We start from the raw sequence: 21,959 nt of genomic DNA, 5'->3' as shown, positions 1-21,959 counted from the left end.
ATCGTCTCTGGAAACACTGTAACCGCCCGTGTACGCTGGGGCTATGACGGACACTGCCGCTTCATCGGTCGGACCACTGGTCACCGGCGCCGAGATCGCTCGGTTGGCCGGAGTCACCCGGGCTGCTGTCTCCAACTGGCGCCGGCGCTACGACGATTTCCCCCTGCCGGCGGGGGGCGCCGCCAACAGTCCGCTCTACGCGCTCGCGGAGGTCCAGGAATGGCTGGACAAGCAACGCAAAGGCCAGGAGGTCTCCCCCGAGGTCGAGTTGTGGCAGGCGATGCGGGCTGTGTACGGGGAACAGATGATCGCAGGCCTGGCGCAGGTGGCCGCGGTGCTGACCGGAGAAGCCGGAACCGGAGTGCCGGACGACATCGCCACCCGCGTACAGGGACTCGTCCGCGCCGAATCCCCAGCCGACCTCGTGAACGGCCTGACCGAACGATTCATGGACTCCGCTCGGCGCGCCGGCTCTGACCAGGTGACGCCTGAGCGGGTGGTGCGCGCAGTGCGCCACTTCGCTCCCGAACTGACGTCCGACGCCACCGTCTTCGATCCCGCTTGCGGAATCGGGGTGCTGCTCCTGTCCGTCGCTTCCGAAGGCGGGATGCGGTGCCGCGGACAGGAGATGGACGCCGACAGCGCCCGCTTCGCACAGCTCCGCGCAGACCTCCTGGGCCGATCAGGCGTGCGCATAGTGGCGGGTGACTCACTGCGCGCGGATGAATGGCAGGACCTCAAGGCTGATCTGGTCGTCTGCGATCCTCCGGCCGGCGTGACCGAATGGGGGCGGGAGGAACTGCTGCTCGACTCCCGCTGGGACCTCGGCACCCCGTCCAAGGCCGAAGGCGAGCTCGCATGGCTCCAGCACGCCTACGCGCACACCGTACCCGGCGGTCACGTCCTCATGGTCATGCCGGCCTCGGTCGCCTACCGCAAAGCAGGTCGCCGCATCCGGGCGGAGCTCGTACGCCGGGGCATCCTGCGCCAAGTCGTCGCCTTGCCACCGGGTACGGCGACCTCGCACGCCCTGCCTGTCCATCTGTGGTGTCTTCAGCGTCCCGAGAGCACGGCGGGCGCGGACACGAACCACACCGTGCGCATGATCGACCTGACGGACAACAGCCCCGACGCCGACCTGGAACCACGCCCCGACCAGGTTGCCGACGTCCCGCTGATCGAACTCCTCGACGACACGGTCGATCTGACACCCGGAAGCCACCTCCTGCACCGGCACCGCGACTACCCCGGTGAGTACGCCGCCCTGCGCGAGGAACTCGAGAACCGGATCCGTCGCCTCGCCGCCCTCCTGCCGGAGCTCGCCGCGGGTGGCGGGCCGGGCTCGCTGGACGCCGCCACCACCAGCGTCGCGGATCTCGCCCGAGCCGGGCTCGTGGCCTACGACGGTCAGGAGCCGGTCTCGGCCAGCGAGCAGCTCGACACCGACTATCTGCAAGGTTTCCTGCGCAGCTCCGCCAACGCCCGCAGATCGACGAGCGCGAGCGGGACCTACCGCTTCGACGGCAGGGGCGCGCGCATCCCCCGTATGGGCATCGACGATCAGCGCCGGTACGGCTCCGCCTTCCGCGCCCTGTCCGCGTTCGAGGAGGGGATGCGCGAGGTCGACGAGCTGAGCCGGCGGCTCGCCGAGGTCGCCCGTGACGGTCTCGCCACGGGCGCCCTGGCACCGGAGGACTGAGGGCCGGGCGGCCGGTCAGGCGACGTGCGGAAGGAACGGGCTCGCCGTTCCGCTCCACGTCACGCTCAAAGCCTCGCGAGCACGCGTGCAGGCGACGAAGAGCAGACAGCGCTCCCGGAGCAGGTCGGCCTCGTGCTGGAGCGGGTCGGCCTCACGCGGGGTGATCTCCCGGGCGAACGGGACGGTCCCCTCGGCGGCACCGAGCACCGACACCGCGCGGAACTCCAGCCCCTTCATCGCGTGCATCGTCGCCAGCCGCACCCCCTCGGTCCCCTGGGCGGCCTGACCCCTGACCCGCAGCACCGGGACGCCGGCGGCGGTCAGCTTCTCCTCCGCCGCGTCCAGGGAGAGGTTGAAGCGTGCGCACACGCCGATCTCATGCGGGGCGAGGCCCTCCTCCAGCAGCGCTCGGACCCGCTCCACCAGCCCCTCGATCTCTTCCTTCTGGGTGCGGTACCCCTGCACCTGGGGCCGGCGGCCGTGGAGGACGGAGCGGTACCCGGACAGCGAGTCCGTCCCCTCGCCCTCGAGCGCGTCGACGGTGACGGGTGCGAGGAGGCGGGTGGACCAGGCGAGGATCTCCTCGGTGGAGCGGTAGTTGACACGCAGCCGGAAGCTGCGGCCACTCGTGGTGATCCCCAGCGAGCCGAGCGAGACCCGGGAGTCGTAGATCCGCTGATGCGGGTCGCCGGTGACGAACAGGTCGTCGGGTCCGGGGGAGACGGCGGCGCGCAGCACCCGCCACTGCCCCGGATGCAGATCCTGTGCCTCGTCGACGACGACATGGGCGTACGGGGCCGGCCGGCCGGCGAGGAGTTCCGCCGCCCGGGCGCAGATGCGCAGGTGCGTGGTCTCACGGCGGTCCCGCAGGAGCTGCTCGAACCGCTCCACGCCCCGCCACACTTCGCGGCGGCGCGCGGGACCGAGGCCGGTGCCGCGGCCACGGCGGCTCGCGCCGAGGTAGGCGTCGAGATCACGGAGGTTCTGGCCGAGAACGACGTGCCGGTACTCCTGGGCCAGGAACTGGGCGGTGAACGGCAGATGGAGCTGCTTGACCGCCTTTTCCCACAGCTGCCGCTGTTCCCGGTCCCCGATCGGTTTCGGCGCGACAGCCGAGTCGGCGCGCACGATGCCGTTCGCGAAGGCGTCGACCGTTGTCACGTCCACCCGCGCCAGCAGCTTCTCGTCCTCGTCGAGGAGCAGGCCGAGCATGTCGCGCAGTCCCGCGGCGAGCGCGTTCGTGTAGGTGGTGAGCAGGATGCGACCGTCCTCGGAGCGGCCGAGCAGGTGCTTGACCCGGTGCAGGGCGGCCACCGTCTTGCCCGTGCCGGGCCCGCCGGTTACCTGGACCGGACCGCCGTACGAGGCGCGGTAGGCGACACGGCGCTGAGACGGGTGGAGGAAGACCCGCCAGGCGGCGAAGGGCTTCTCCAGGATCTCCTCCAGCTCCTGCGGTCCGGTGACCAGCCGGATGCGCGCGGGCGTGTTGCCGATCACCGTGGCCAGGTCCTCGACCGGTTCGGCGGGCGCGTCGGCGGGACGGCGGACGGCCACGACGTCCCGGTAGACCTCCTCCGGGCTGAACCCTTCGGCGAGGTACTGGAGCACTTCCAGCTGGTCCTCCGGCAGGAGCGTGGAGAACGCCTCCAACTGGGCCTTGTCCACCATGGAACGCGCGGCGCGCAGGACCTGGTCGTCGATACCGAGCTCGCGCAGCGTGCCGTCGGAGACATCGGCGAACAGCAGCCGGGGAGCGGTGCGTGCGGCGGTCTCGTACAGCGGCGTCAGCTCGTCCAGGGCGACGGCGTTGCGCACCTCCAGGGCCCGCGTGGCGGAGTTCGCGCTGTACAGGCGCTTCGCTGCCCAGGTATAGGCGTCGTCATGCGGCAGGACGTTGACCAGCAGGAACGTGTCGCTGCCGTCGTCGGGGGCGAGGACGACACCGCGCCAGAAGTCGGTGATGCGAATGGTGCGCATCCGCCGGTCACGGGCGTTCTCCACGGACTCCAGGTGCAACCCCTTGTCCGCGTTGAGTTCGGCGGCGCTCATGGCCTGGAACTTGGCCATGGCCTTGCGCACTCCGGCTCGGACCGGCTTCTCCAGGGTGTCGTAGCCGTCCCAGAAGCTCTGGGCGAAGGCGAGCCGGGGCATGAGGTCCCCTTCCTTCCTGTCAGGTGATGTCCCATGATCACGGATGCGGGGAGCCCCCGGCCAGCCGCCCGGCGATCTCCCGGAGGGCGGTGAGGAGTTGTCCCGGGTCGCGGGAGAGATCGAGGCTGTGCTGGTGGAGCCGCACTCCCCGCCCGTCCGGTCCCGCCGCCGTTCCCCGGACTTCGTGGAAGCGCTCGGGCTGCCGCCCGGCCGCGTACACCAGGTGTGCCTCGCGCAGACCGAGCACGGTGGCGTAGGTGAGGGCCTGGTAGAGGTCGGCGTTGAGGAGCCCGTCGCCCTTCTCCACCTTGTACTTGGCGTCGACGACGGCGAGCGGGGTGCGGCCGTCGCCGGTGCGGACGACCAGGTCGGGACGCAACCGTACGAGACCCGCGATGTCGAGGTGATGGGAGTCCTGGAGGCGCGCGGACAGGCCGTGCTCCCGAAGGGCTTCACGCAGCGCGACCGTGACGAAGTCCTCGAACAGCTTGTTCATGTCGAGGAGGAAGCCGTCCACGGCGAGCGCGTCGGCCCCGGCCGGCCGGTGCTCCGGCGAGGTGCCGCGGAGCACGGCCTCGGCGAGCCGAAGCGCCGCCTGGTAACGGGAGTTGAGACGTGACGGCTGCCAACGGGGCAGTTCCTGACCCCGTACCAACGGCTGGGCGTCGGCCAGACGGACGCGCTGATGAGCGAGACGGCGCCGCACGGTCCCGGGAACGTCCGGCAGCCGCAGCAGCCGCTCGGTGGCGGCGCGCAGGATGCGGTTCTCGGCGGTGTCGGCGGTGTACGCATCGTAGGTGATCTCCACGGGCGGCATACGGCCGAAGTGCCGTCGGATCTGCTCGGCCTCACGCAGTCTGCCGCGCATCACGAGCGCGGACTCCTCCACCTCCCGGTAGCCCTGGAGGACCCCCAGCCGCAGCGCCCGGTCGATCTGCCGCTCCACGGCGTGCGCGAGCGCCGGGACGACGTCGTCGTACGCGCCGGTCTCGACCGTGCCCTCCGCGCCGTCACGCCAGGCGCGGGCCGGGTCGAGGCTGAACCCGAGGAGGAAGAACAGCCGGCTCACCGGTGTCTTGGGCGTGATCCGTACGACCGGGCCGCCGGGCACGCGTACGGCGCCGACCCGGCTGCCGGCACGCAGCAGCCAGTGCCCGCTCCGGGCGGGGTCGGGGGTCGCACTGTGCAGGATGCCGGAGGCGGCCAGCGCCCGCCCCGCCTCCGCACTCAGCCGCACGGAGACGGCCGGCCCGTACTCGCGCAGCCACACCTCGGGCACGGACACCGTCACGGGAGCTGCTCGCGCAAGGAGCCGAGGCCGTAGCGGGCCTCGATGTCGAGGCCCTCGCCGTAGTGGTGTTCCTCCAGCAGCGGCAGGATCTTCGTGCGCCAGACCCGGTCGAGGCCGCCGTCGCGGTACACGCCCGGCTTCATCAGGTACGACGGCCCGATGGCGAAGTCGGCGTCGCCGATACGGGTGTTGAGGACGTCGAGGAGGCGGGCGGGCTCCAGGTCCCGTCCCTCGCGCCGTAGCCAACGGGCCAGGAGGCCGGCGGTCGGCTCGGTGCGCGGGGACAGTTCCACGAAGGCGAAACGGCGGCGCATCGCCGCGTCCACCAGGGCGATGGACCGGTCGGCGGTGTTCATCGTGCCGATCACGAAGAGGTTGGGCGGCAACGCGAAGTCGTCCCCGGAGTAGGTGAGACGGACCGACTTCGTCCGGTACTCCAGGAGGAAGTACAGCTCACCGAAGACCTTCGCCAGATTCGCACGGTTGATCTCGTCGATGATCAGGAAGTGCGGGATGTGCCGGTTGCCCTCACGCGAGGCGAGATCGGCGAGTTCCCGGAGCGGACCCGCCGTCAGCCGGAAGGCCACCTCCCTCGTCTCGGGGTCCTCCACGGGCCGGAAGCTCTCGAAGAAGTCCTCGTAGGCGTACGAGGGATGGAACTGCACGATCTTGACCTGCTCCGGACCGCCACCGAAGTACTCGGCCAGCCTCATCGCCAGATAGGTCTTGCCCGTGCCCGGTGGGCCGTACAGAACGATCTGCCGCTCGTCGAGGAGGAGTTCGCGCACCTCCTCCAGCCAGCCACGGTCATGGACGAGGAGCTCCGCGGCGAGTGCCTCGGTGATGTGCGGCAGCGACAGCTCCCGCTGCGCCGGCCGTTCCACGGCGAGGTCCTCACCGGCTGCCGCCGCGGCCGTGCGGTCCTGCTGCGTGGTGAGCTCGTCGAGCGCTTCCAGCACACCGGTCAGGTCGACGACGTCGTGCTGGACGGACAGCTTCTGCTGCACTTCCTCCGCCAGTTCCTCGTACGCATGGCGCCGCGGCAGCCAGTCGACGGTCCTTCGCAGATTGGACAACCCGCCCGGCGACGAGGTCTGCACGGCTTCCCCCGTGATCCGCCCGATGTGCAGCCACCCGTCGCCGATGGTGGCGACGGTGTCGCCGACGCGCATCTGCGTCAGGAAGGCGTGCAGTTCGTCGACGAGACCGCGCTTCTGGTTGTACGAGGCCGCGCCCTCGTACCCCTCCTCCACGAAGCGGCGCAGCGTGCTCTTGGTCGGATCGGTCTCCTCCAGAGGCGGCAGATGCGCGGCCGAGAGAGAGACGAAGCCCTCCTTCAGCCACAGCCGACGCACCAGGTTGTGCCCCGAGACGTTGGAGCCGCGCACCAGCCACGCCTTGCGCGGAGGGCGCCAGCCGGTGGACAGGTAGTCGGCGAGCGGATGGCCCTCCGCGGTGCGCCAGGACTCAGGGCCGGAAGCGTCGTAGCCGTACACGAGCGCCGCGGCGGCCGAGGAGGAGTTGCACTCGATGTCCCGGGCCGTCACCCAACGGGACGGTGTCTGCGGCAGACCGGGATCGTGGGGAGCGTCGATGAGGGCCCCGCTCGCACGCAGGTCCGCGCGGTTGCGGCGGGCGTGGTCGCCGAGCCCGGGCCACGCCTCGGCGGCCACCGTGGAGCCCTTCCGCAGGAGGAACTTGTGGGTGCCGTTGCCGCCGAACTCGGCGAGCAGGTGCCCGCGCGCCTCACCGCCGTCCTTGGGCAGCTTGATGCGGAACTCGGGAGCACCGGGGAGGAGTTCGGGCTGCGACACGGGTGACCTTCCGGGAGTGCGAGGCCTGCTCCAATGCTGCCTCACCCTACCTGTTGACGCCGTCAAATGACCCCAATCATAAGAGTAAACGGACCCGATGAATCTGTTGACCGTGTAAACGTACTCACCCTACAGTGCTGTCGGGCGTCCAGCCGTAGGCTGTCCCGGGGAGACAAGGGGAGACGATGATCGACTACCGCAAGGCGACCGTTCCGGTTTGGACGCTGGCGACCGGTGACGTCCGGGTGCCCGACGTGACCGGAGACGGGCCGATGACGGCCGAGCGTGTGGCCGAACTGCGCGGCGTGCTGGCCGCCCTGGCCGACGAGCCGATCGCCACGCTGGAGGCACATCCGCTGCCCGACGAGCTCGACCGCGGCCGAGGCATCTCCCTGGATGCCGCGAGCCCCTTGGCTCAGCACTTGTCTCAGCTCATCACGCAGTCCGCGCGCAGCTCCTCCACGGCGGCCAGGGCGACGGCCGCCGGCGAAGGCTTGTACCGCATGGTGGTGCCGGCGAAGGTGGCCGCCCAGTTGGGGCAGGGCGTCGTGAGCCCGATGGCGTCGAAGGCGGCGACCGGTGGCATCCGCGGTGCCTTCGTGAACTCGTCGGGCCGCATCGTCGGCCAGCCGACGTTCGTGCGAGTCGACGCGGCGGCGGGCGCGGCCGGTGGAGCCGGTGCGACGGCCGGTGCCGCGGCTGTCGGCGGAACCGCGCTCACCGTGGCCGCGCCGCTCGTGCTCATGGCCGTGGCGGTGGGCGTGAGCGCGCACGCCGACCACAAGCGTCAACAGGCCATCGAGCACATCACGGAGCTGCTGGAGCAACTTCAGGAACAGGAGCTGGAGAAGGAGTACAGCGCACTCGACGGCTGCCGCGACGCCATCGCCAAAGCCACCGCCGTTCTGCTCGACCAGGGCAAGATCGGTGCCTCTCTGGGACTGGACTCGGCCGTGCACGCCATCAACACCGCGCTGGGCTCCGCCGACCGCCGCCTCGCCAAGTGGCAGCACGCGCTCGACAAGCTGCCCGACGGCAAGGCCGTGGAGATCGGCACACTGACCAAGTCCTTCCCCGGCCTCGACGAGGACGGCGGCACGTTCCGCGCCCACCTGGAACTCGCCACCCTGGCCGTCGCGCTGAAGAGACGGGTCAACATCCTCCAGGCCGTCGAGCACGCCCAGAGCGACCCCGGCAACCTGTTCGAGAACTTCGTCCGCGCACTCAAGGTCGACCAGGAGCGCCTCGACGCGCTGGAGTCGGGTATCGCCGGTGTCCTGCGACGCCTGTCGGCGCTGGAGCTGGCACGACCGAACGGTCTGCGCCCCGTCTTCACCACCGGTGAGGTCGACCGCCTGATGAGCGCGGCCCACCGCATTCACCGGCTGGGCGACGGCGCCGTGGCCGACAGCCGCGCGATGGACGTGGCGATCGAGATGGCCCGCGACAAGGACGGCTCGGTGGTGGTGTTCCCCGCGCTGCCCGCGTAGGCGTGGGGCGCCTGCCCTCTGCCGGACTCTCTGCTCCTTTGCGTCCCTTGCCCCTCCAGGGGGCGTTCCACGTGCTCGTCGGAGGTTCCCGAGTTGAGGCAGATCGACACCCGTCTCATCCAGACCGCGGTCATCGGAGGCCGCGACTCGGACCAGCCGGTGATCCTCCCGGAACAGCCCCACAACCTCGACGAGTTCCTCCGCCAGTTCGGAAGGGACGACTTCTGGTGCGGCACGCTTCTCGGAGGCTGTGGCGAACCGCTGCGTCCCAAGCGGTATGTGACGAGGGTCTGTCACTTCGCCCACGAAGCCGACCCCGGCCGTGGGGAATGCCATCGGACCACCCACAGCGCGGACGGCGCCGACCACTTGTTCGTCAAGGCCCACGTCACCCGCTGGCTGGCGGCGCAGGGGCACGCCGCCCAGGGTGAACTGCGCACCTTCGGGCACTGCCACGGCGACGCCGTGGACTTCTGGTTGCGTCGTACCAAGACGCACCTCCGGTTCGAACTCCACCCGGAGGACTACCGCGGCTGGCGCAGGGCGGCGGACAGCCTGGGCGCGAAGGAAGGCCGTATCGAGTGGGTCTTCGGCCGGGACGACGCGCTCGCACGGGACATGATGGCGCGTCGGGGGTACGCGCTGCTCGTGCGGTGCGAGACCGAGGACAACGACCGTCGCGTGTACATCGGCACCCTGACCGACGGGAAGAAGACGGCGTGGGCTCCCCTGGAGCACTGCCGGATGACCGAGAGCGGCCTCGTCACCCCCGCCGTCGAGGAGCTGCGTGCCGAGGGAACGGTCCGCGACGACGGCATCGGCTGCGAGCCGTTTCCCAGCAGCGTGGCCCTTCCCCGCGGACAGGTCGTGTTCGCGGTGGACACGGAAGCGGCCACCCCGCCCCCATCTCCCCTGGACGTGCCCGGCAGACGCCTGATTCCCGGCTTCGTCAAGCCGGCGGGAAGCCGCATCGTACGGGCCCACCTGTCCCTGCCCGACACCGTGCCGGCGCCCACGGACCAGTACGTCTACCACCTCGCCGGCTCGGTCCGGCTGCTGGTCACGGATGTCGCCGGGGGAAACGGCTCCTCCTGGGCGGTCCGGGCCGACGCGCTGGTACCGCTCAACGGCCTGGAGGCGGAACGCACCGGTCTGTGGCGTCCCAGCGTGGCTCTCGACGAGAAGTACGTCCCGGCCCCCCGCGTCTCAAGCACTCGTGAGCGAACCCCACGCGCCGAAACCGCGCCCGGTGGGCCCGGGGCGCCGGAGAGCGCACCCGGGAAACCGGCCGCCCGGCTGCGGAAGGTGCTGGAGGAGGTCGCGGCGAAGGGCGCCACGATCACGTGGAGCGAGCTGGCCGGGCAGCTCGGCAGGTGGGTCCACGACCTGCCGAACCCCAAGCGCCAGGACCTGCTGGTCGAGATGGACAAGCCGCGGGTGCCCGGCCGTCCGCTGCTGAGCGTGCTGATCGTCACCCACCTGGGCAGACCCCTTCCGTACCTGGGGCAGGTACTGAGACGGCTCGGGGTCGCCGGACCGGCCTCGGAGTCGGCCCTCCAGCAGTGGACGGCGGTCGAGGTCAGAAGGACACACGCGGCGTACGGGAGCCGTCCGGCACACGTGTCGGCCGCCCCGCCGCCCGCCGTGCAGCAGCCCACCGCGAAGCAGCCGGCCGTGAGGGAACAGGCGCCCTCCGAGAGCGACCTGGGCCAGGCGTACCGCAGACGCGCGGAGACGAGGGAGAAGCTGGAGGAGGCGGCGAGGACCCGGGCGCGGACGAAGGGGACGCGCGCACAGCGCCTGTCGGCGGCGATCCGGCAAGGAGAGGAACACCTCCGAAGGTACGAAGAGGTCCGTCCCGGCAGGCGGGCCCTGCGCGAGTGGCTGCGGGAGGGTGACCGTGTCCTGGACCTCCTCGACCGTCTGATCGGCCGCCCGATCACGGTCGATCCCGCCGGGACGGAGCACCGGACCGCGGTTTCCGGACCGAAACCGGCCAAGGCCCTCGAACCGAAGCCGGTCGCGAAGAAGGACCCGCAGCTCAGGAAGATCCGCCGCCTGCTCGGTGAGCTGTATGCGACCCACAGGAACCGGCCCACCCAGGACCTGCTGCGGCTCCTCGACGAGATCGGGACGTACCGCGCCCAGCTCGCCCGACCGCTGCCGGCCGCGGAGACCAGGCTTGTCGAGGGCTGGCGGAGCAGGCTGGAGGACCGGATGGCCGCCGAGCGGTCCGCCCGGCCGGCGACCGCTCCGCCGAAGACATCGGCGGGGGCGGGCGGCATCGCCGAGCCGCCGCAGGACGACCGCCTGCCGGCCGAGCGGATCGACAAGCTGGCCCGCACCGTCCGCGGCGTCCTGGAGGAACTGGCCCGCGCCGACGGCACCCCCCTGAGCTGGGGCGACCTGCGCCTCAGGGCAGGCGGGCAGCTTCCGTCCCTGCACCCCGACGACAAGGTCGCGTTGCTCGTCGCGGCGGACCGGAGCACCCCGGCTGACGAGCCGCTCCTGTCCACGCTGGTCGACAGCTCCGTCACCGCCCCGCACCGGCTCTACCGCCAGGTGCGTGTCCGTCTCGGCCGGAAGCCCGTCCCTGACACGGAGCTGGAGGCCCATCGGGCCATGGAGGCCCTGCGCCTGCGGCAGATCTGGCGCTACCGGCGGTGAGTGGGCGGCCCGGTCGGCGCGCGGCGGGGCGTGGGCGGAACCACGCACGTCAGGGTGCGACCGGCGCTGTGAGCACCGCCCGGACGGTCTTGCCGCCGGGCGGGTGGGGGACGCAGTCCCAGTGGTCGGCGAGCGCGGCGACGAGCATGAGGCCGCGCCCGCCGGGGCGGGGCTCGTCGGATCCGGCGGCGCCCGTCAGGATCTGCGGGTAGAGCTCCCCGCGGGCGTCGGTGACCTCGACGCGCAGGTGCCCGGCCGGCGGGTCGAAGGCGAGCGTGAGCCGGAAGCAACGGCCGGGTACGAGGCCGTGGAGAACGGCGTTGGCGGCCAGCTCCGCGACGACGAGCTCGGCGCGCTCCGTCAGGTCCTCCGGGGCGCCCCATGACCGCAGTGCGGTCACGGCGAGCAACCGGGCGAGACGGGCGCCGCGCCGCGTGGACGACAGCAGCTGCGTGAAGGTGCCGACCGGGGCGCCGACGTGTGGTGTCGCGTGGTTCATGACGCCAGCGTGGCGGCAGGACGCGGGTGAGGACGAGTGCCGCACCCCGTACGCAGGGTGGGAGTACGAGTCGTCGCGGTGGCGGCACGGCGCACGTCAGCACAGCCGGGGGTGAGGGCGAACCAAACCGCTGTCCCTGACGTCAGAGTGGCGGTCGGACGGGGTGGGGACGAGTGCGGCACCCCGTACGCTGAGTCAGCGTACGGACACGGGGAGTGGACGGTACGACCGCTGTTCCGTCACGCTGGGCGATGAGTGCGAGGCGGCGTGAGGAGCCGCCGCGGTGCGGTTCGGCGGAAAGGGGCGGCGGATGGAGAGCGTCGGAGTCGAGGGGGAGGCGGCCGGGGGCGCCGGCGCGCGGGCGGTTCCGGCGGCCGACTGGGAACGGGAGCCCCACCCGTCCGACAGCCTGCGCACGTTCGGCGCCGTCGTCCAGGCCCTGCGCGAGCACGCGGGCCTCAGCCGGGTCGATCTGAGTGCCCGGGTCCAGTACTCCAAACACACCGTGGAGTCGGTGGAGCTGGGGCGCCGGATGCCGGACGAGGCGTTCGTGGAACGCGCGGAGCAGGCGCTGGGCAACACGGGCGCGCTGCGGAAGGCCGCCCGGCACCTGACGCGGGGGGAGGCGGGGCTCGCGGCGTGGTTCCGGCGGTGGGCGCGGCTGGAGCGGGAGGCGGTGAGCCTGTGCACGTACGAGTGCCGGTTGGTGCCGGGGTTGTTGCAGTCGGAGGCGTATGCGCGGGCGGTGTTCGAGGGCACGATCCCGCTGCGGACCGACGAGGAGCTGGAGGTGCAGCTCGCCGCGCGGATGGACCGGCAGCGGATGATGCGGGAGCGGCCCAAGGTGCCGTTCAGCTTCATCGTGGAGGAGCATGTGTTCCGGCGGCGGTTCGGGGACGCGGAGGTGATGCGCGGGCTGGTCGACCATGTGCTGGAGCTGAGCGCTCCGCGCAACGTCACCCTTCAGGTGGTCCCTCTGGAGGCGGGGTTACACGCCTGCCTGGACGGGCCGGTGCGCATCTTGGAGACTCCCGCGGGGCAGCGGCTCGGCTACTCCGAAGGGCAGCAGAACGGACGGCTGATCTCGGACAGGAAAGAGGTGAGCCTGCTCTGCCAGCGCTATGAAACACTGCGCTCGCAGGCCCTGCCCCCCAAAGAATCCCGGGACCTGCTGGAGCGACTGCGAGGAGAGCTATGAGCAGCGGAACGACGGAACTCGCTTGGTTCAAGTCCAGCTACAGCGGTAGCCAGGGCGATGACTGCGTGGAGGTCGCCATTGCCGAACAGGCCGTCCACGTACGGGACTCCAAAGACGTGACCCGCCCGGCCTTCGCTGTGGGGCGCGAAGGCTGGGGACGGTTCGTGCGGTTCGCCGCGGAGGGCTGAGCGGGCGGCGTACTGCGCCCGAGGGCCCGTCAGGTGAGGGTGTTACGCAGGTGCGGGCCCAGGTAGCCGACGTACACCTTCCCGGAGCGGGGGCAGTCGTCGTAGAAGTGCAGGCGCGGGGCGATGGTGTTTCCACCGCCGATCTTCAGGTGCGCCTGCATGAAGACCTGGCCGTCGGGGTGCACCGCCTGCGGGACCGGGAGCATGCGTTCGGCGCGCAGTTTCGCCTTGCGGGCGACCGTGTCCGACTCGCGCATGGCCACCTTGGCCGCGGGGAAGGGGAACGCGCTGGAGCCGTCTGACTTGCACCAGCTCAGGAAGTCGCCGGAGGTCGTGCCCTCGGCGGACGACCGGGCGAAGTGGTCGAGGGCCAGCAGGCCGTCCCAGGCGACGCGCAGCCAGTTGTCCACCGACTGGCTGTCGAGCGCCCGGGTGGTCTTGCGGTTCCCGGTGAACGCGATGCCGGGCAGCTCGCCGAGGCGGTCCAGCAACTCGGCGAAGGTCGTCGGGTAGGCGATGTCCGCGGTGACGGACGGCGTGTGGGCGACGGCGAACCGGCCCGCCTCCTGGAGTTGTTCCCGCAGGAAGCGTATGAGCCGCTGGGACTCCTGGACCTTGTCGTACAGTTCCTCGTTCTCGCCGCGCAGTTCGTTGCTGGCCTGATCGGCCTTCGCGAGCTCCGCGTACAGGTCGTTGATCTCGCCGACCCGGATGGCCTCGGCACGCTCGGCCTCGTCCAGCAGGGCCGTGAGCGCCGCGTTCTCGGAGCGGAGCTGAACGACGTCCGTGCCGTCCTGGGGGGTTCGGGGCCGGGTGCGCTGGCGCGGAATGGCGAGCAGGGCGGCGGGCAGTGGCTGCCGGGAGGACAGCCGCTGGGGGAGCGCGGCGAGTGTGGAGGCGGCGCGGCGCGGGTCGGCCTCGATGGTACGGCGCGACATCACCGGGTGACGCTGGGCGTCGGGCTTCCATGCCGGGTCGAGCCCGGGGAGGTACGTGCGGACACCGCCACCGAACACGGGGTGGTACTCCAGCGCGGCATTGAACTTGACCTGTGCTTCCGGCGTGAGCACGTACAGCACGGCCAGCCCGTGCAGATAGCGGAAGAGGGGTTCGACGACCGAGCTCGACCAGTCGTCGGGATCCTTTCCGTACGGCACGCTGGCGATGACGACGGGCATCCGGCGGTTCTCGTCGCAGAGTTCCTCGATGAGGTCGTCGACGTCCTCGGCCTCGACGAAGACCGGTCCGGCGGTGACCTCCCCGTCGGCGTCCAGTGCCTTCAGGTCGTCCAGCAGGGACCGGACGATGTTGGGTGTGTTGGCACGCCTGGGGATCTCGGTCTCGCCGGCCGGCTGGTGCTCGATGTCGAGCTGTACCCAGGTACGGCCCTCGTCCTCCTCCAGGCCGGAACGCACGATGAGCGTGGACTGCCAGGTGCCGGCGGTCGCGGAGTGCGTCTCCCGCATCCGCCAGCGGCTGTGCGCGCCCTTGCGGCCGGACTCCGAGTCACGGTCGAGGGTGGCGTGCGGGGCTATGTCGTTGCGTCCCTCGTCCAGCCCCGACGGGTCGTACCCCTTGCCGCGGATCCATTCCAGCAGGTGCCGCTCCGCGACGCCGCAGGCCTGGACGTAGTCGAGTTCGGTCGAGACCACCATGCGGTAGCCGCGTGGTTGCATACACGCTCCTCGGTGGGATGCGGGGATGTGGGAGAGCGGGGTAGGGCCCGCTGCGCGGCTCCTTCCCGTCATCGGGCCCTCATGACCGTGTTCGCCGGGTGGCCTCCCCTTCGGCCACCCGGCGAACACGGTCACGCGTGTCGGGGGCCGTGGCCGGGCGGCGGGGTGAGCAGCGAGCGGTACGTGCCGGACTCGCCCTCGCTGAGCGGCTTCTCCAGGGACAGGCCGGCGGCGGCCATACGGTCGTACTCGGTGAGGACCAACCGCTTGGTGCGGTACTCACCGAACTTCGCGATCTCGTTGTTCTTCAGTCCGCCCGACTCCGACTGGAAGGACTCCAGGACGTAGTCGGTGTCCTCACGGGAGATCCCGTAGAGGTGGAAGAAGTACGCGTCCAACTCGGCGCGGAGCTGCGCACGGCGGTCCTCGTCCCACCGGAACGGTTCCCCCTCGTCGCCGAGGTCCCGGGCGAGGGGGGTCATGTCGTAGGCGGTGTAGACGAGTTCGAGGAGACGGGGGAGGAGGAAGGGGATGTGGGGTTCGAGGGTGGTGGGGGTGGGGACGGGGAGCTGCTTCCAGATGAAGAGCTTCATGTGGGCGTCACTGATCTTCTGACGGCTGACGTAGTCGAAGACCAGGGATGACTGGGCGGCGACCAGGGCCGCGACGAGTGGCGGCGCGACGCGAGGAAGCATCAGGGGGTAGGTGTGGCCGACAGCTGTGCGAGGGAGCAGGGCGGGGATGGCGGTGCGTTCGTTGGTCGACGCGGTGACGTCGCACCAGCCGCAGAGCCAGCCGCGGTCCCAGCCCTCCTCGGCGAGACGCAGCTCGACTCCTTTGACGTGCACGTCCCTGTTGTTGCGTCGTGTCGGGATCTTGCCGTCGCGCTGAATCCAGTTGAGCGGCATGGCCAGGCGTGCGGGGTCCCGCAATTCCTCGGTGGAGAGGTATTTGGGCTGGTTCTGGCGGTTGACGGCGGTCAAGCTCTTGACGACGTCGGCGGCGCGATGGTTGAAGAAGTCCACCATCTTTGCCTCGTACAACGGAACCATCCTCTCCCCGTCCCGCTCGAAGACGTTCCCCCGCAGCTCCCACCCCTCGGCCTCCAGTTGCTCGCGACTGCGGAAGAGGTCGGAGTCGTCGGTCATGTTGAAGAGGTTCTTGAAGGCCATGCCCCAGGGGTTGCCGTCCCGGCGCCCCTCGTGCCACAGCACCGGTACCCGCCGGTACACGCCGGCCGTGATGTCGGCGTCGCGCTGGGTACGGAACACGGGGAGCGTGCCCGTGTTCGGGTTGATCCGGGCCAGGTCCTCCGGGTCCAGGGCGAACACCCGGTTCGGGTCCTCCAGGTCCGTGATCTCCGCGAGGAAGAAGCCGATACGGCTCGCTTCCGCGCGCGCGGCCCGGCCGGTGAGGGAGAGCAAGCAGAACTTGTACCGCGAGTCCACGCTCTCGAACCACTTGCCCCCCTTGGGCAGCGCCGGCGACTTCGGGCGGCGGTTCTCGAAGTCGTACAGGGACGCCAGGGCCCCCCGTTGCGTGAAGTCCGCGAACAGATGCTGCGAGCCCGCCCCCGTCGCGACCGCCGTCGGCAGGATCACACCGCAGCGTCCCTCGGGTGCGACCACCCCCGCCATGCGTTCGGCGAAGAGCTGGTCCGTCTGGAGGGAGTTGACTCCCTTGACCGTCAGCCCCTTCGCGCACAGCGGGAACACCCCGGAGTCCCCCGCGAAGTGGAACGTCCCCTTGACCGCCCGCCGCGCCTCCCGGTACCGCTTCCCCGCCTCCGGGTGCTCCCTCTCCCACTCGGTGATCCGCGTACGCCGAGCCGTCCCCGAGATGTCCGCGATCTCGGGCGCGACCACGCTGAAGTACTTCTTGTCCTCGAAGTCGACCTTGTCCCACGGTGGATTCCCCACCACGCAGGAGAACCCGCCGGCCCAGCCGGTCACCGGGGAGATCGCCTCGGACACCCGTCCCGCCTCGGCCAGTGCGGAGTCCTCCGGCACGTGGAAGATCTCCGGGAACTCCAGGTGCCAGTGGAAGAAGGCGTACTGGTCCCGCAGCCGCACGATCTCGTCGTGCGTGGACTGGGGTGCCGCGTCGCCCTCGGGGTCCTCCAGGTCCCGGAACACCTTGTGCGTGACGGCGGGCGGCGCGTCGTCCCGCTTGACCCAGACGAACGCCGCGCACCACGCGTCCGCCAGGTGCAGGGCGCGCAGGTACTCGGCCGACGTCGTCCAGTCGCGGTAGGCGGCCTCCTTGCGGCGGACGTCGGCGAGGGTGTCGGCCGGGGCGGCGGTGATCCGCCGCAGGCCGCGCGCGAACGACGTGTTGGCGACGTTCGTCTCCGTCTCGACCTCGAAGAGGCCGCCCTGGCCCTGCCGTTCGAGGGCGTTGCGGTTCAACAGCTGCCGGGCCCAGCCCTCGTCGTCGCCCTCGGCCTTCTTGAAGGCCCGGTCCGGGATGCCGTCGCGCATCAGGGCGGGGGTGGCGCCGATCAGGCCGTTGCCGTGCTTGATGTGCGCGTCCAGGAAGCTGAGCGGCTTGCCCGGCTCCATCGCCTCCAGCCACAGCGACACCTTGGCCAGCTCCACCGCCATGGGGTTGAGGTCCACGCCGTACACGCAGCGCTCGACCACCTCGTGCAGGGCGTGGCGCACGGCCTCGGCCGTGGGCTCGGGGTTGCGTCCGCGCACGGCGGCGACGCGCTTGGCGATACGGCGGGCCGCCGCCACGAGGAAGTGACCCGACCCGCACGCGGGGTCGCAGACCGTGAGGGAGAGGAGTTCCTCGACGATCGTGTCGGTGGGGTCCGGACGGCCGTTGGCGCTCGCGTTCTGCTCCCCGCGCTTGACCGCCTCCTCGATCAGGGGGTTCAACGTCGAGTCGAGCAACGCCTCGGTGAGGGCCGTGGGCGTGTAGTAACTGCCGGTCTTCTTCCGGTCGTTGCCGATGCGGTCGATCAGCTCGAAGGTGCGGTCGGCGGCGCTGTGCTTCGGCACCAGCTCCAGCAGCGCCTCGTACACCGAGCCGAGTTCCTCGGCGCCCATGTGCTCGTAGTCCACGGGGCGCCAGCGGGCGGAGCCGGTGTCGCGCACGCGGGCCAGGTGCTTGACCGCCTCGAACAGGTGGCGGTTGGTCAGGCGGGCGCCGCGCAGCGGCTCGTCGGCGGGGGTGTCGTCGAAGAGGCCGCCGAGTCCCTTCAGGCCCAGCTCGGGGCGGCCCTCCTCGGAGCCCAGCGCCTCGATCAGCAGTTCCAGGGCGCGGTACCGGTCGTCGTGGGCGGTGCCCAGGCGGCGCAGGGCGTGGCGGCGGAGACGGGCCGTGGAGAAGAAGCGGGTGAAGCGGTCGCGGGTCACCTCGTCCGCCGCCGGGTCCAGCAGGGCGCCCCGGTCCTCCGCGACGAACAGGAAGATCATGCGGTAGACGAGCCGCAGCAGGGCTGTCTGGAAGGCGTGAACGTCCAGGTTCTCGCGCAGCTTGTTGTTCTGCGGGTGGCTCAGGAACCCGGTGCCGAGGACGGTGAGGGCCGCCTGCACGCCGTCGCGGAAGTGGTCGAGCGCCCGGCTGCCGGACTCGATGGCGACCGTACGCCACTTCTCCAGCCAGCACCCGGAAGCCGGCGCCCCCTGCGCCACCTCGAAGCGGGACGCGTGCAGCAGGCTGTACAGCAGCACGAACTCGCTGAACAGCTCGCCGTCGAACAGGGCCTCCAGGTCGAACTCGACGTAGGCGGCGGTGGAGAAGGACGACGAGTCGCGCAGCAGGCGCAGGCGGCGGCCGTTGGTGAGGACGGCCCACAGGTGGGCCTCGGTGCGGTTGAGGCAGTCCTGGAGCATGGACTGGGCCGGGACCTGGCCGGGGGCCGGGCGCTTGTCGAGTTCCTGGTTCCAGGGGATCAGGTGGACCAGCGCCGGGCCGTGACGGTGGGAGACCGGGAACCGCTTCTCCGGGTCCGAGTCGGCCGGTATGCCCGCCGCGCCGACCTCCGTCAGCGCACCGAAGTCGAGCTTGCGGAAGAGCTGGGCCAGCCAGTCCGTGCCGGCCCGGCCGGTCGGGTCGGCGGCGGGCGCCCCGGTGTTCGGGTCCGAGGGCAGAGCGGTGCGCAGGTCGCGCCAGAGCGGCTTGAGGTACTCCCAGGCGCGCTCCGCCTCGTCGCGTACGGGGACGGACGCGGGAAGGCCGTAGTCGGCGGGCTTGGTGCCCGGCAGGTTCCGCGCCTCGGCGATGCGCAGCAGCATGTCGGCGGGGAGCAGTCCGCCGACCGTGGTGACGGCGGTGAAGGCCAGGGCGGTGCGGGTGGCGGCGACGGGCATCAGGCTTCGGCTCCGGACACGGTAGAGGCGGGCTGCTGCGGCAGGTAGACGTACACGCCGAGGACGTCGGCGGGCTCCTGCGGTACGACCTTCAGGCCGCGGACGATCTCCTCGTTGGCCCTGCGCACGCGGCGGTGCGAGGCGTCGAGTTCGGCGGCCAGGCGCGTGCCGTACTCGGTGAGGTGGGCGGACAGGTCCGGCAGGCCGTCCAGCGTGCGGATGATCTGGTTGCGGGCGAGCTGCTCGTGGGTGTTCGCGCTGGCGCGGGCCGCCAGGAGCGCGGTGGCCGCGTCCTCGTCCAGCCAGCGGGCCCGCGACGGCACGCCCTCGTAGGCGAGCAGCCGCGCGTCCTCCGCGACCAGCTGCCGATCGCCCGTACGGGACGGCAGCGTGAGGTGGAAGCGGTAGCGGACCAGCAGGAGCGTGGTGCGGATCGCCACCGCGTCCGTGGTGACCACACCGCAGCGGCGGGCCGGGCGGGGGCCGGGGGTGTTCGCGTCGAGCGCCGAGTCCAGGACGTACGAGGCGATGGCGCCGATCGCCGGGTCGGTGCGGACCAGCGCTGCCTCGCCCCGGGCGATCGCCGGTGACGTACGGAACGGGATCTCCCGGTCCTCCTCGATCAGCCGCCCGCCGAGGGCGGCGGCGAGCGCGTCGCGCAGACCGGCCGGTGCGCCACCGAGCTGGGCGGTGAAGTCCCCGCTGCCGTCGCGCCCAGAGGATGTCGCGGTGCGGACCAGCGCGTCCAGGTCGCGCAGCGCCTCCAGGGCGAACTCGCGGACCTCGTCGGCGCCGCCGAGCGCGGCCCGTACGGCGGCGACCTCGCGGGCCACCTCCTCCGGGTGGATGGCACGCTGGGCGTACTTGGAACGGGAGGTCTTCTCCCGCTCCGCGGCCGACGCCCACTCGCGCTCGACGCGGTCGAACGACTCCTGGTGGCCGTCCATCTCGAACAGGCTCTCCTGACTGCCCTGCCGTCCGTGCAGCAACAGCCACCCCACGACCGCGTCGGTGACGCCGGAGGCGGTCTCGTCGGGGACGGAGACGGAGATGCCCAGGTCCTTCTTGATCTGCCGGTGCTTCTTGAACAGTACCTTCAGCACCATCTCGTCGATGCCGTTGTCCTCGCCGAACATGGTGATGACGCGAACCTTCTCGCGCTTCTGGCCGTAGCGGTCGACGCGGCCCTCCCGCTGGTCGTGGCGGGTGGGGTTCCAGGCGAGGTCGTAGTGGACGACGGCGTCGAAGTGGTGCTGGAGGTTGACGCCCTCGGAGAGGCAGTCCGTGGCGATCAGTACCCGGCGGACGGCGGGGTCGTCGGCCTCCTCGGCGGACTCGGCGGCGAGCTGCTCGATCCGCTCCAGACGCTGCTGCGGGGAGAGCGTGCCGGTCACCGCGGCGATCTTCGTCTTCTTGCCGAGCTTGCCGTCGAGCTGCTCGGCGAGGTACTGGGCGGTGGGGATGTAGCGGCAGAAGACGATCGGGTGGTAACCGTCGGCGATCAGACCCTTCAGATGCCGGATGAGCGCCTTCAGCTTCGCGTCCTCGGCCGGTCCGATCAACTGCGCGGCCCGCTCGGACAGTTCGAGCAGCCGGGCACCCGCCTCCTCGGACTCGGCGGCGCCCGGCGCGACGTCGATGCCTTCCAGCCGGTCGTTCTCGGCGGAGTCGGCAGCCACCGGGGCGCCCAGCGCGTCCGCCTCCTGAGCGGTGCGGGCAGTCGCGGACTCGGAACGCGTCTTCAGCGTCTGTGCGGCGGCCGCGGGCGAGGACACCATCGAGCGCAGCAGCGCGATCACCGACCACCAGGCGATCCGGGACTCCCGCTTGCCCTGCTCCCCGGCCGCCGCGACCCGGTCCCGCGCGTAGGCGATGGCGTCGTCGAGCAGCGCCCGGTAGGCGGGCGTCAGCTTGTACGGCTCGTCCTTGGTCCAGCGGTCGGACGGGAACGCGGTCCGCTCCGCGAGGGAGTCGTCGGCGAGACCGTCCTCCTTGGTGAGGTAGTCGCGGACGTCGGCGCGCTTGCGGGCCACGAAGTGCTCGGCGAGCTTCGCGCGCCCCGCCGGGGAGTCCAGGTCGAGCGTGGCGAGTTCGGGCCGCACAAGGCCGAGCAGGTTGCGGAACGCGGACTCCTTGCCGGAGTGCGGGGTCGCGGTCAGCAGGAGCAGGTGCCGGTCCGCCTTGGCGGAGACCCTGCGCAGCAGCTCGTAGCGGAGCTGGTTCGCCGCGGACGACGTGCCGCCCTGCGCGGTGTCGTCCGCAGCCACACAGGTGTGGGCCTCGTCGACGATCACCAGGTCGGGGCAGTGCCGCACGAAGTCCTCGCGGTGGCGGGTCGACTTGATGAAGTCCGTCGAGATGATCGTGTACGGGTGCTTGTCGAACAGGGACTGGCCCAGCTCCAGACCGCGCTCCAGGCGGGTCACGGTGGACGCCAGGACCAGTTCCGCGTCGATGCCGAACTTCTCCCGCAACTCGGACTGCCACTGCTCGGCCAGAGCGGGGGAGCACAGCACCGCCAGCCCGGACGCCTCGCCCTGGGCCAGCAGCTCCTTGGCGATCAGACCCGCCTCGACCGTTTTGCCGATACCGACGTCGTCCGAGATCAGCAGCCGCACGGTGCGCTGCCGCAGCGCCATCAGCAGCGGGACGAGCTGATAGGCGCGGGGTTCCACGGCGATCGACGCCAGGGAGCGGAACGGGCCCGCACCCGAGCGGAACCCGACGCGCAGCGCGGTGCGCAGCAGACCGGCGGCCCGCTGGTCGCCCAGGTCGGCCGGGCTCGGTGCCGCGAACTCGGCCGGCCGGACGTCCTCGAAGGCGGGGAAGACGGCCGCGATGTCGTCCTCGCTCCCGCCCAGGGGGCGCAGCACCAGCATGTCGGAGGCGCTCTCGGGCAGCACCACCCATTCCCGGCCACGGGCGGCGACCAGGGAGCCGGCTGTGTACGTGAGGCTCATGAAATGT

12 protein-coding genes are annotated in these 21,959 nt (G+C 71.2%); 5 read left to right on the top strand and 7 right to left on the bottom strand.

The window, feature by feature from the left end; all coding sequences use genetic code 11:
- Positions 1–43: 43 nt before the first annotated feature.
- Positions 44–1,699, top strand: coding sequence for a class I SAM-dependent DNA methyltransferase (locus C3492_RS25475; protein WP_103814387.1), 1,656 nt, complete (start codon positions 44–46; stop codon positions 1,697–1,699).
- A gap of 15 nt (positions 1,700–1,714) precedes the next feature.
- On the opposite strand, the gene C3492_RS25470 is transcribed toward C3492_RS25475, so the two are convergent.
- From C3492_RS25470 to C3492_RS25460, 3 genes are read right to left on the bottom strand one after another with little or no spacing between them, the layout of a single operon-like run.
- Entirely contained in the window at positions 1,715–3,850 is a 2,136-nt protein-coding gene (locus C3492_RS25470) for a UvrD-helicase domain-containing protein (protein ID WP_103814385.1), read from the bottom strand.
- A 37-nt stretch (positions 3,851–3,887) separates the two neighbouring features.
- Positions 3,888–5,141, bottom strand: coding sequence for an McrC family protein (locus tag C3492_RS25465; protein ID WP_258055882.1), 1,254 nt, complete (start codon positions 5,139–5,141; stop codon positions 3,888–3,890).
- Positions 5,138–6,955, bottom strand: a complete 1,818-nt coding sequence (locus tag C3492_RS25460; RefSeq protein ID WP_103814383.1) for an AAA family ATPase — start codon at positions 6,953–6,955, stop codon at positions 5,138–5,140. The genes C3492_RS25465 and C3492_RS25460 overlap by 4 nt, the downstream gene beginning before the upstream one ends.
- 185 nt (positions 6,956–7,140) lie before the next feature.
- On the opposite strand from C3492_RS25460, the gene C3492_RS25455 reads away from it, so the two are divergent.
- Together C3492_RS25455 and C3492_RS25450 are read left to right on the top strand one after the other, a co-directional pair.
- Positions 7,141–8,445, top strand: coding sequence for a hypothetical protein (locus tag C3492_RS25455; protein ID WP_103814381.1), 1,305 nt, complete (start codon positions 7,141–7,143; stop codon positions 8,443–8,445).
- Between the two features lie 93 nt (positions 8,446–8,538).
- Complete coding sequence (locus C3492_RS25450; protein WP_103814380.1) at positions 8,539–11,112, top strand: hypothetical protein; 2,574 nt, start codon at positions 8,539–8,541, stop codon at positions 11,110–11,112.
- A gap of 49 nt (positions 11,113–11,161) precedes the next feature.
- Here C3492_RS25450 and C3492_RS25445 read toward each other — a convergent pair whose 3' ends face one another.
- Positions 11,162–11,611: an ATP-binding protein gene (locus C3492_RS25445; protein ID WP_103814378.1), complete on the bottom strand. Its 450-nt coding sequence runs from the start codon at positions 11,609–11,611 to the stop codon at positions 11,162–11,164.
- A 310-nt stretch (positions 11,612–11,921) separates the two neighbouring features.
- On the opposite strand from C3492_RS25445, the gene C3492_RS25440 reads away from it, so the two are divergent.
- Together C3492_RS25440 and C3492_RS25435 are read left to right on the top strand one after the other, a co-directional pair.
- Complete coding sequence (locus tag C3492_RS25440; protein ID WP_103814525.1) at positions 11,922–12,809, top strand: helix-turn-helix transcriptional regulator; 888 nt, start codon at positions 11,922–11,924, stop codon at positions 12,807–12,809.
- The gene (locus C3492_RS25435) at positions 12,806–12,997 is read left to right on the top strand and encodes a DUF397 domain-containing protein (RefSeq protein ID WP_103814376.1); all 192 of its coding nucleotides are present in this window, start codon (positions 12,806–12,808) and stop codon (positions 12,995–12,997) included. Before C3492_RS25440 ends, C3492_RS25435 begins: the two co-directional genes overlap by 4 nt.
- A gap of 29 nt (positions 12,998–13,026) precedes the next feature.
- Here the strand turns inward: C3492_RS25435 and C3492_RS25430 are convergent, their stop codons facing one another.
- The 3 genes from C3492_RS25430 to C3492_RS25420 all read right to left on the bottom strand — a co-directional run bounded on the left by C3492_RS25430 (position 13,027) and on the right by C3492_RS25420 (position 21,952).
- Positions 13,027–14,673, bottom strand: coding sequence for a hypothetical protein (locus C3492_RS25430; protein ID WP_103814374.1), 1,647 nt, complete (start codon positions 14,671–14,673; stop codon positions 13,027–13,029).
- 131 nt (positions 14,674–14,804) lie between these two features.
- On the bottom strand, positions 14,805–18,992 hold the full coding sequence (locus C3492_RS25425) for an Eco57I restriction-modification methylase domain-containing protein (protein ID WP_103814372.1): 4,188 nt from the start codon (positions 18,990–18,992) through the stop codon (positions 14,805–14,807).
- A complete protein-coding gene (locus C3492_RS25420; protein ID WP_103814370.1) occupies positions 18,992–21,952 on the bottom strand; it encodes a DEAD/DEAH box helicase in 2,961 nt (986 codons plus the stop codon). Before C3492_RS25420 ends, C3492_RS25425 begins: the two co-directional genes overlap by 1 nt.
- Positions 21,953–21,959: the final 7 nt, after the last annotated feature.

The sequence above is a fragment of the Streptomyces sp. Ru62 genome, from assembly GCF_002920615.1.
Lineage (GTDB): Bacteria > Actinomycetota > Actinomycetes > Streptomycetales > Streptomycetaceae > Streptomyces.
Note: the sequence above shows the minus strand (reverse complement) of the source record. Positions and strands in the feature narration are given on the sequence as shown.

Coding starts and splice junctions, on each gene's coding strand:
- C3492_RS25475 (WP_103814387.1), top strand. CDS start 44: ATGACGGACACTGCCGCTTCATCGGTCGGACCACTGGTCACCGGCGCC.
- C3492_RS25470 (WP_103814385.1), bottom strand. CDS start 3,850: ATGCCCCGGCTCGCCTTCGCCCAGAGCTTCTGGGACGGCTACGACACC.
- C3492_RS25455 (WP_103814381.1), top strand. CDS start 7,141: ATGATCGACTACCGCAAGGCGACCGTTCCGGTTTGGACGCTGGCGACC.
- C3492_RS25445 (WP_103814378.1), bottom strand. CDS start 11,611: ATGAACCACGCGACACCACACGTCGGCGCCCCGGTCGGCACCTTCACG.
- C3492_RS25440 (WP_103814525.1), top strand. CDS start 11,922: ATGGAGAGCGTCGGAGTCGAGGGGGAGGCGGCCGGGGGCGCCGGCGCG.
- C3492_RS25435 (WP_103814376.1), top strand. CDS start 12,806: ATGAGCAGCGGAACGACGGAACTCGCTTGGTTCAAGTCCAGCTACAGC.
- C3492_RS25430 (WP_103814374.1), bottom strand. CDS start 14,673: ATGCAACCACGCGGCTACCGCATGGTGGTCTCGACCGAACTCGACTAC.
- C3492_RS25425 (WP_103814372.1), bottom strand. CDS start 18,992: ATGCCCGTCGCCGCCACCCGCACCGCCCTGGCCTTCACCGCCGTCACC.
- C3492_RS25420 (WP_103814370.1), bottom strand. CDS start 21,952: ATGAGCCTCACGTACACAGCCGGCTCCCTGGTCGCCGCCCGTGGCCGG.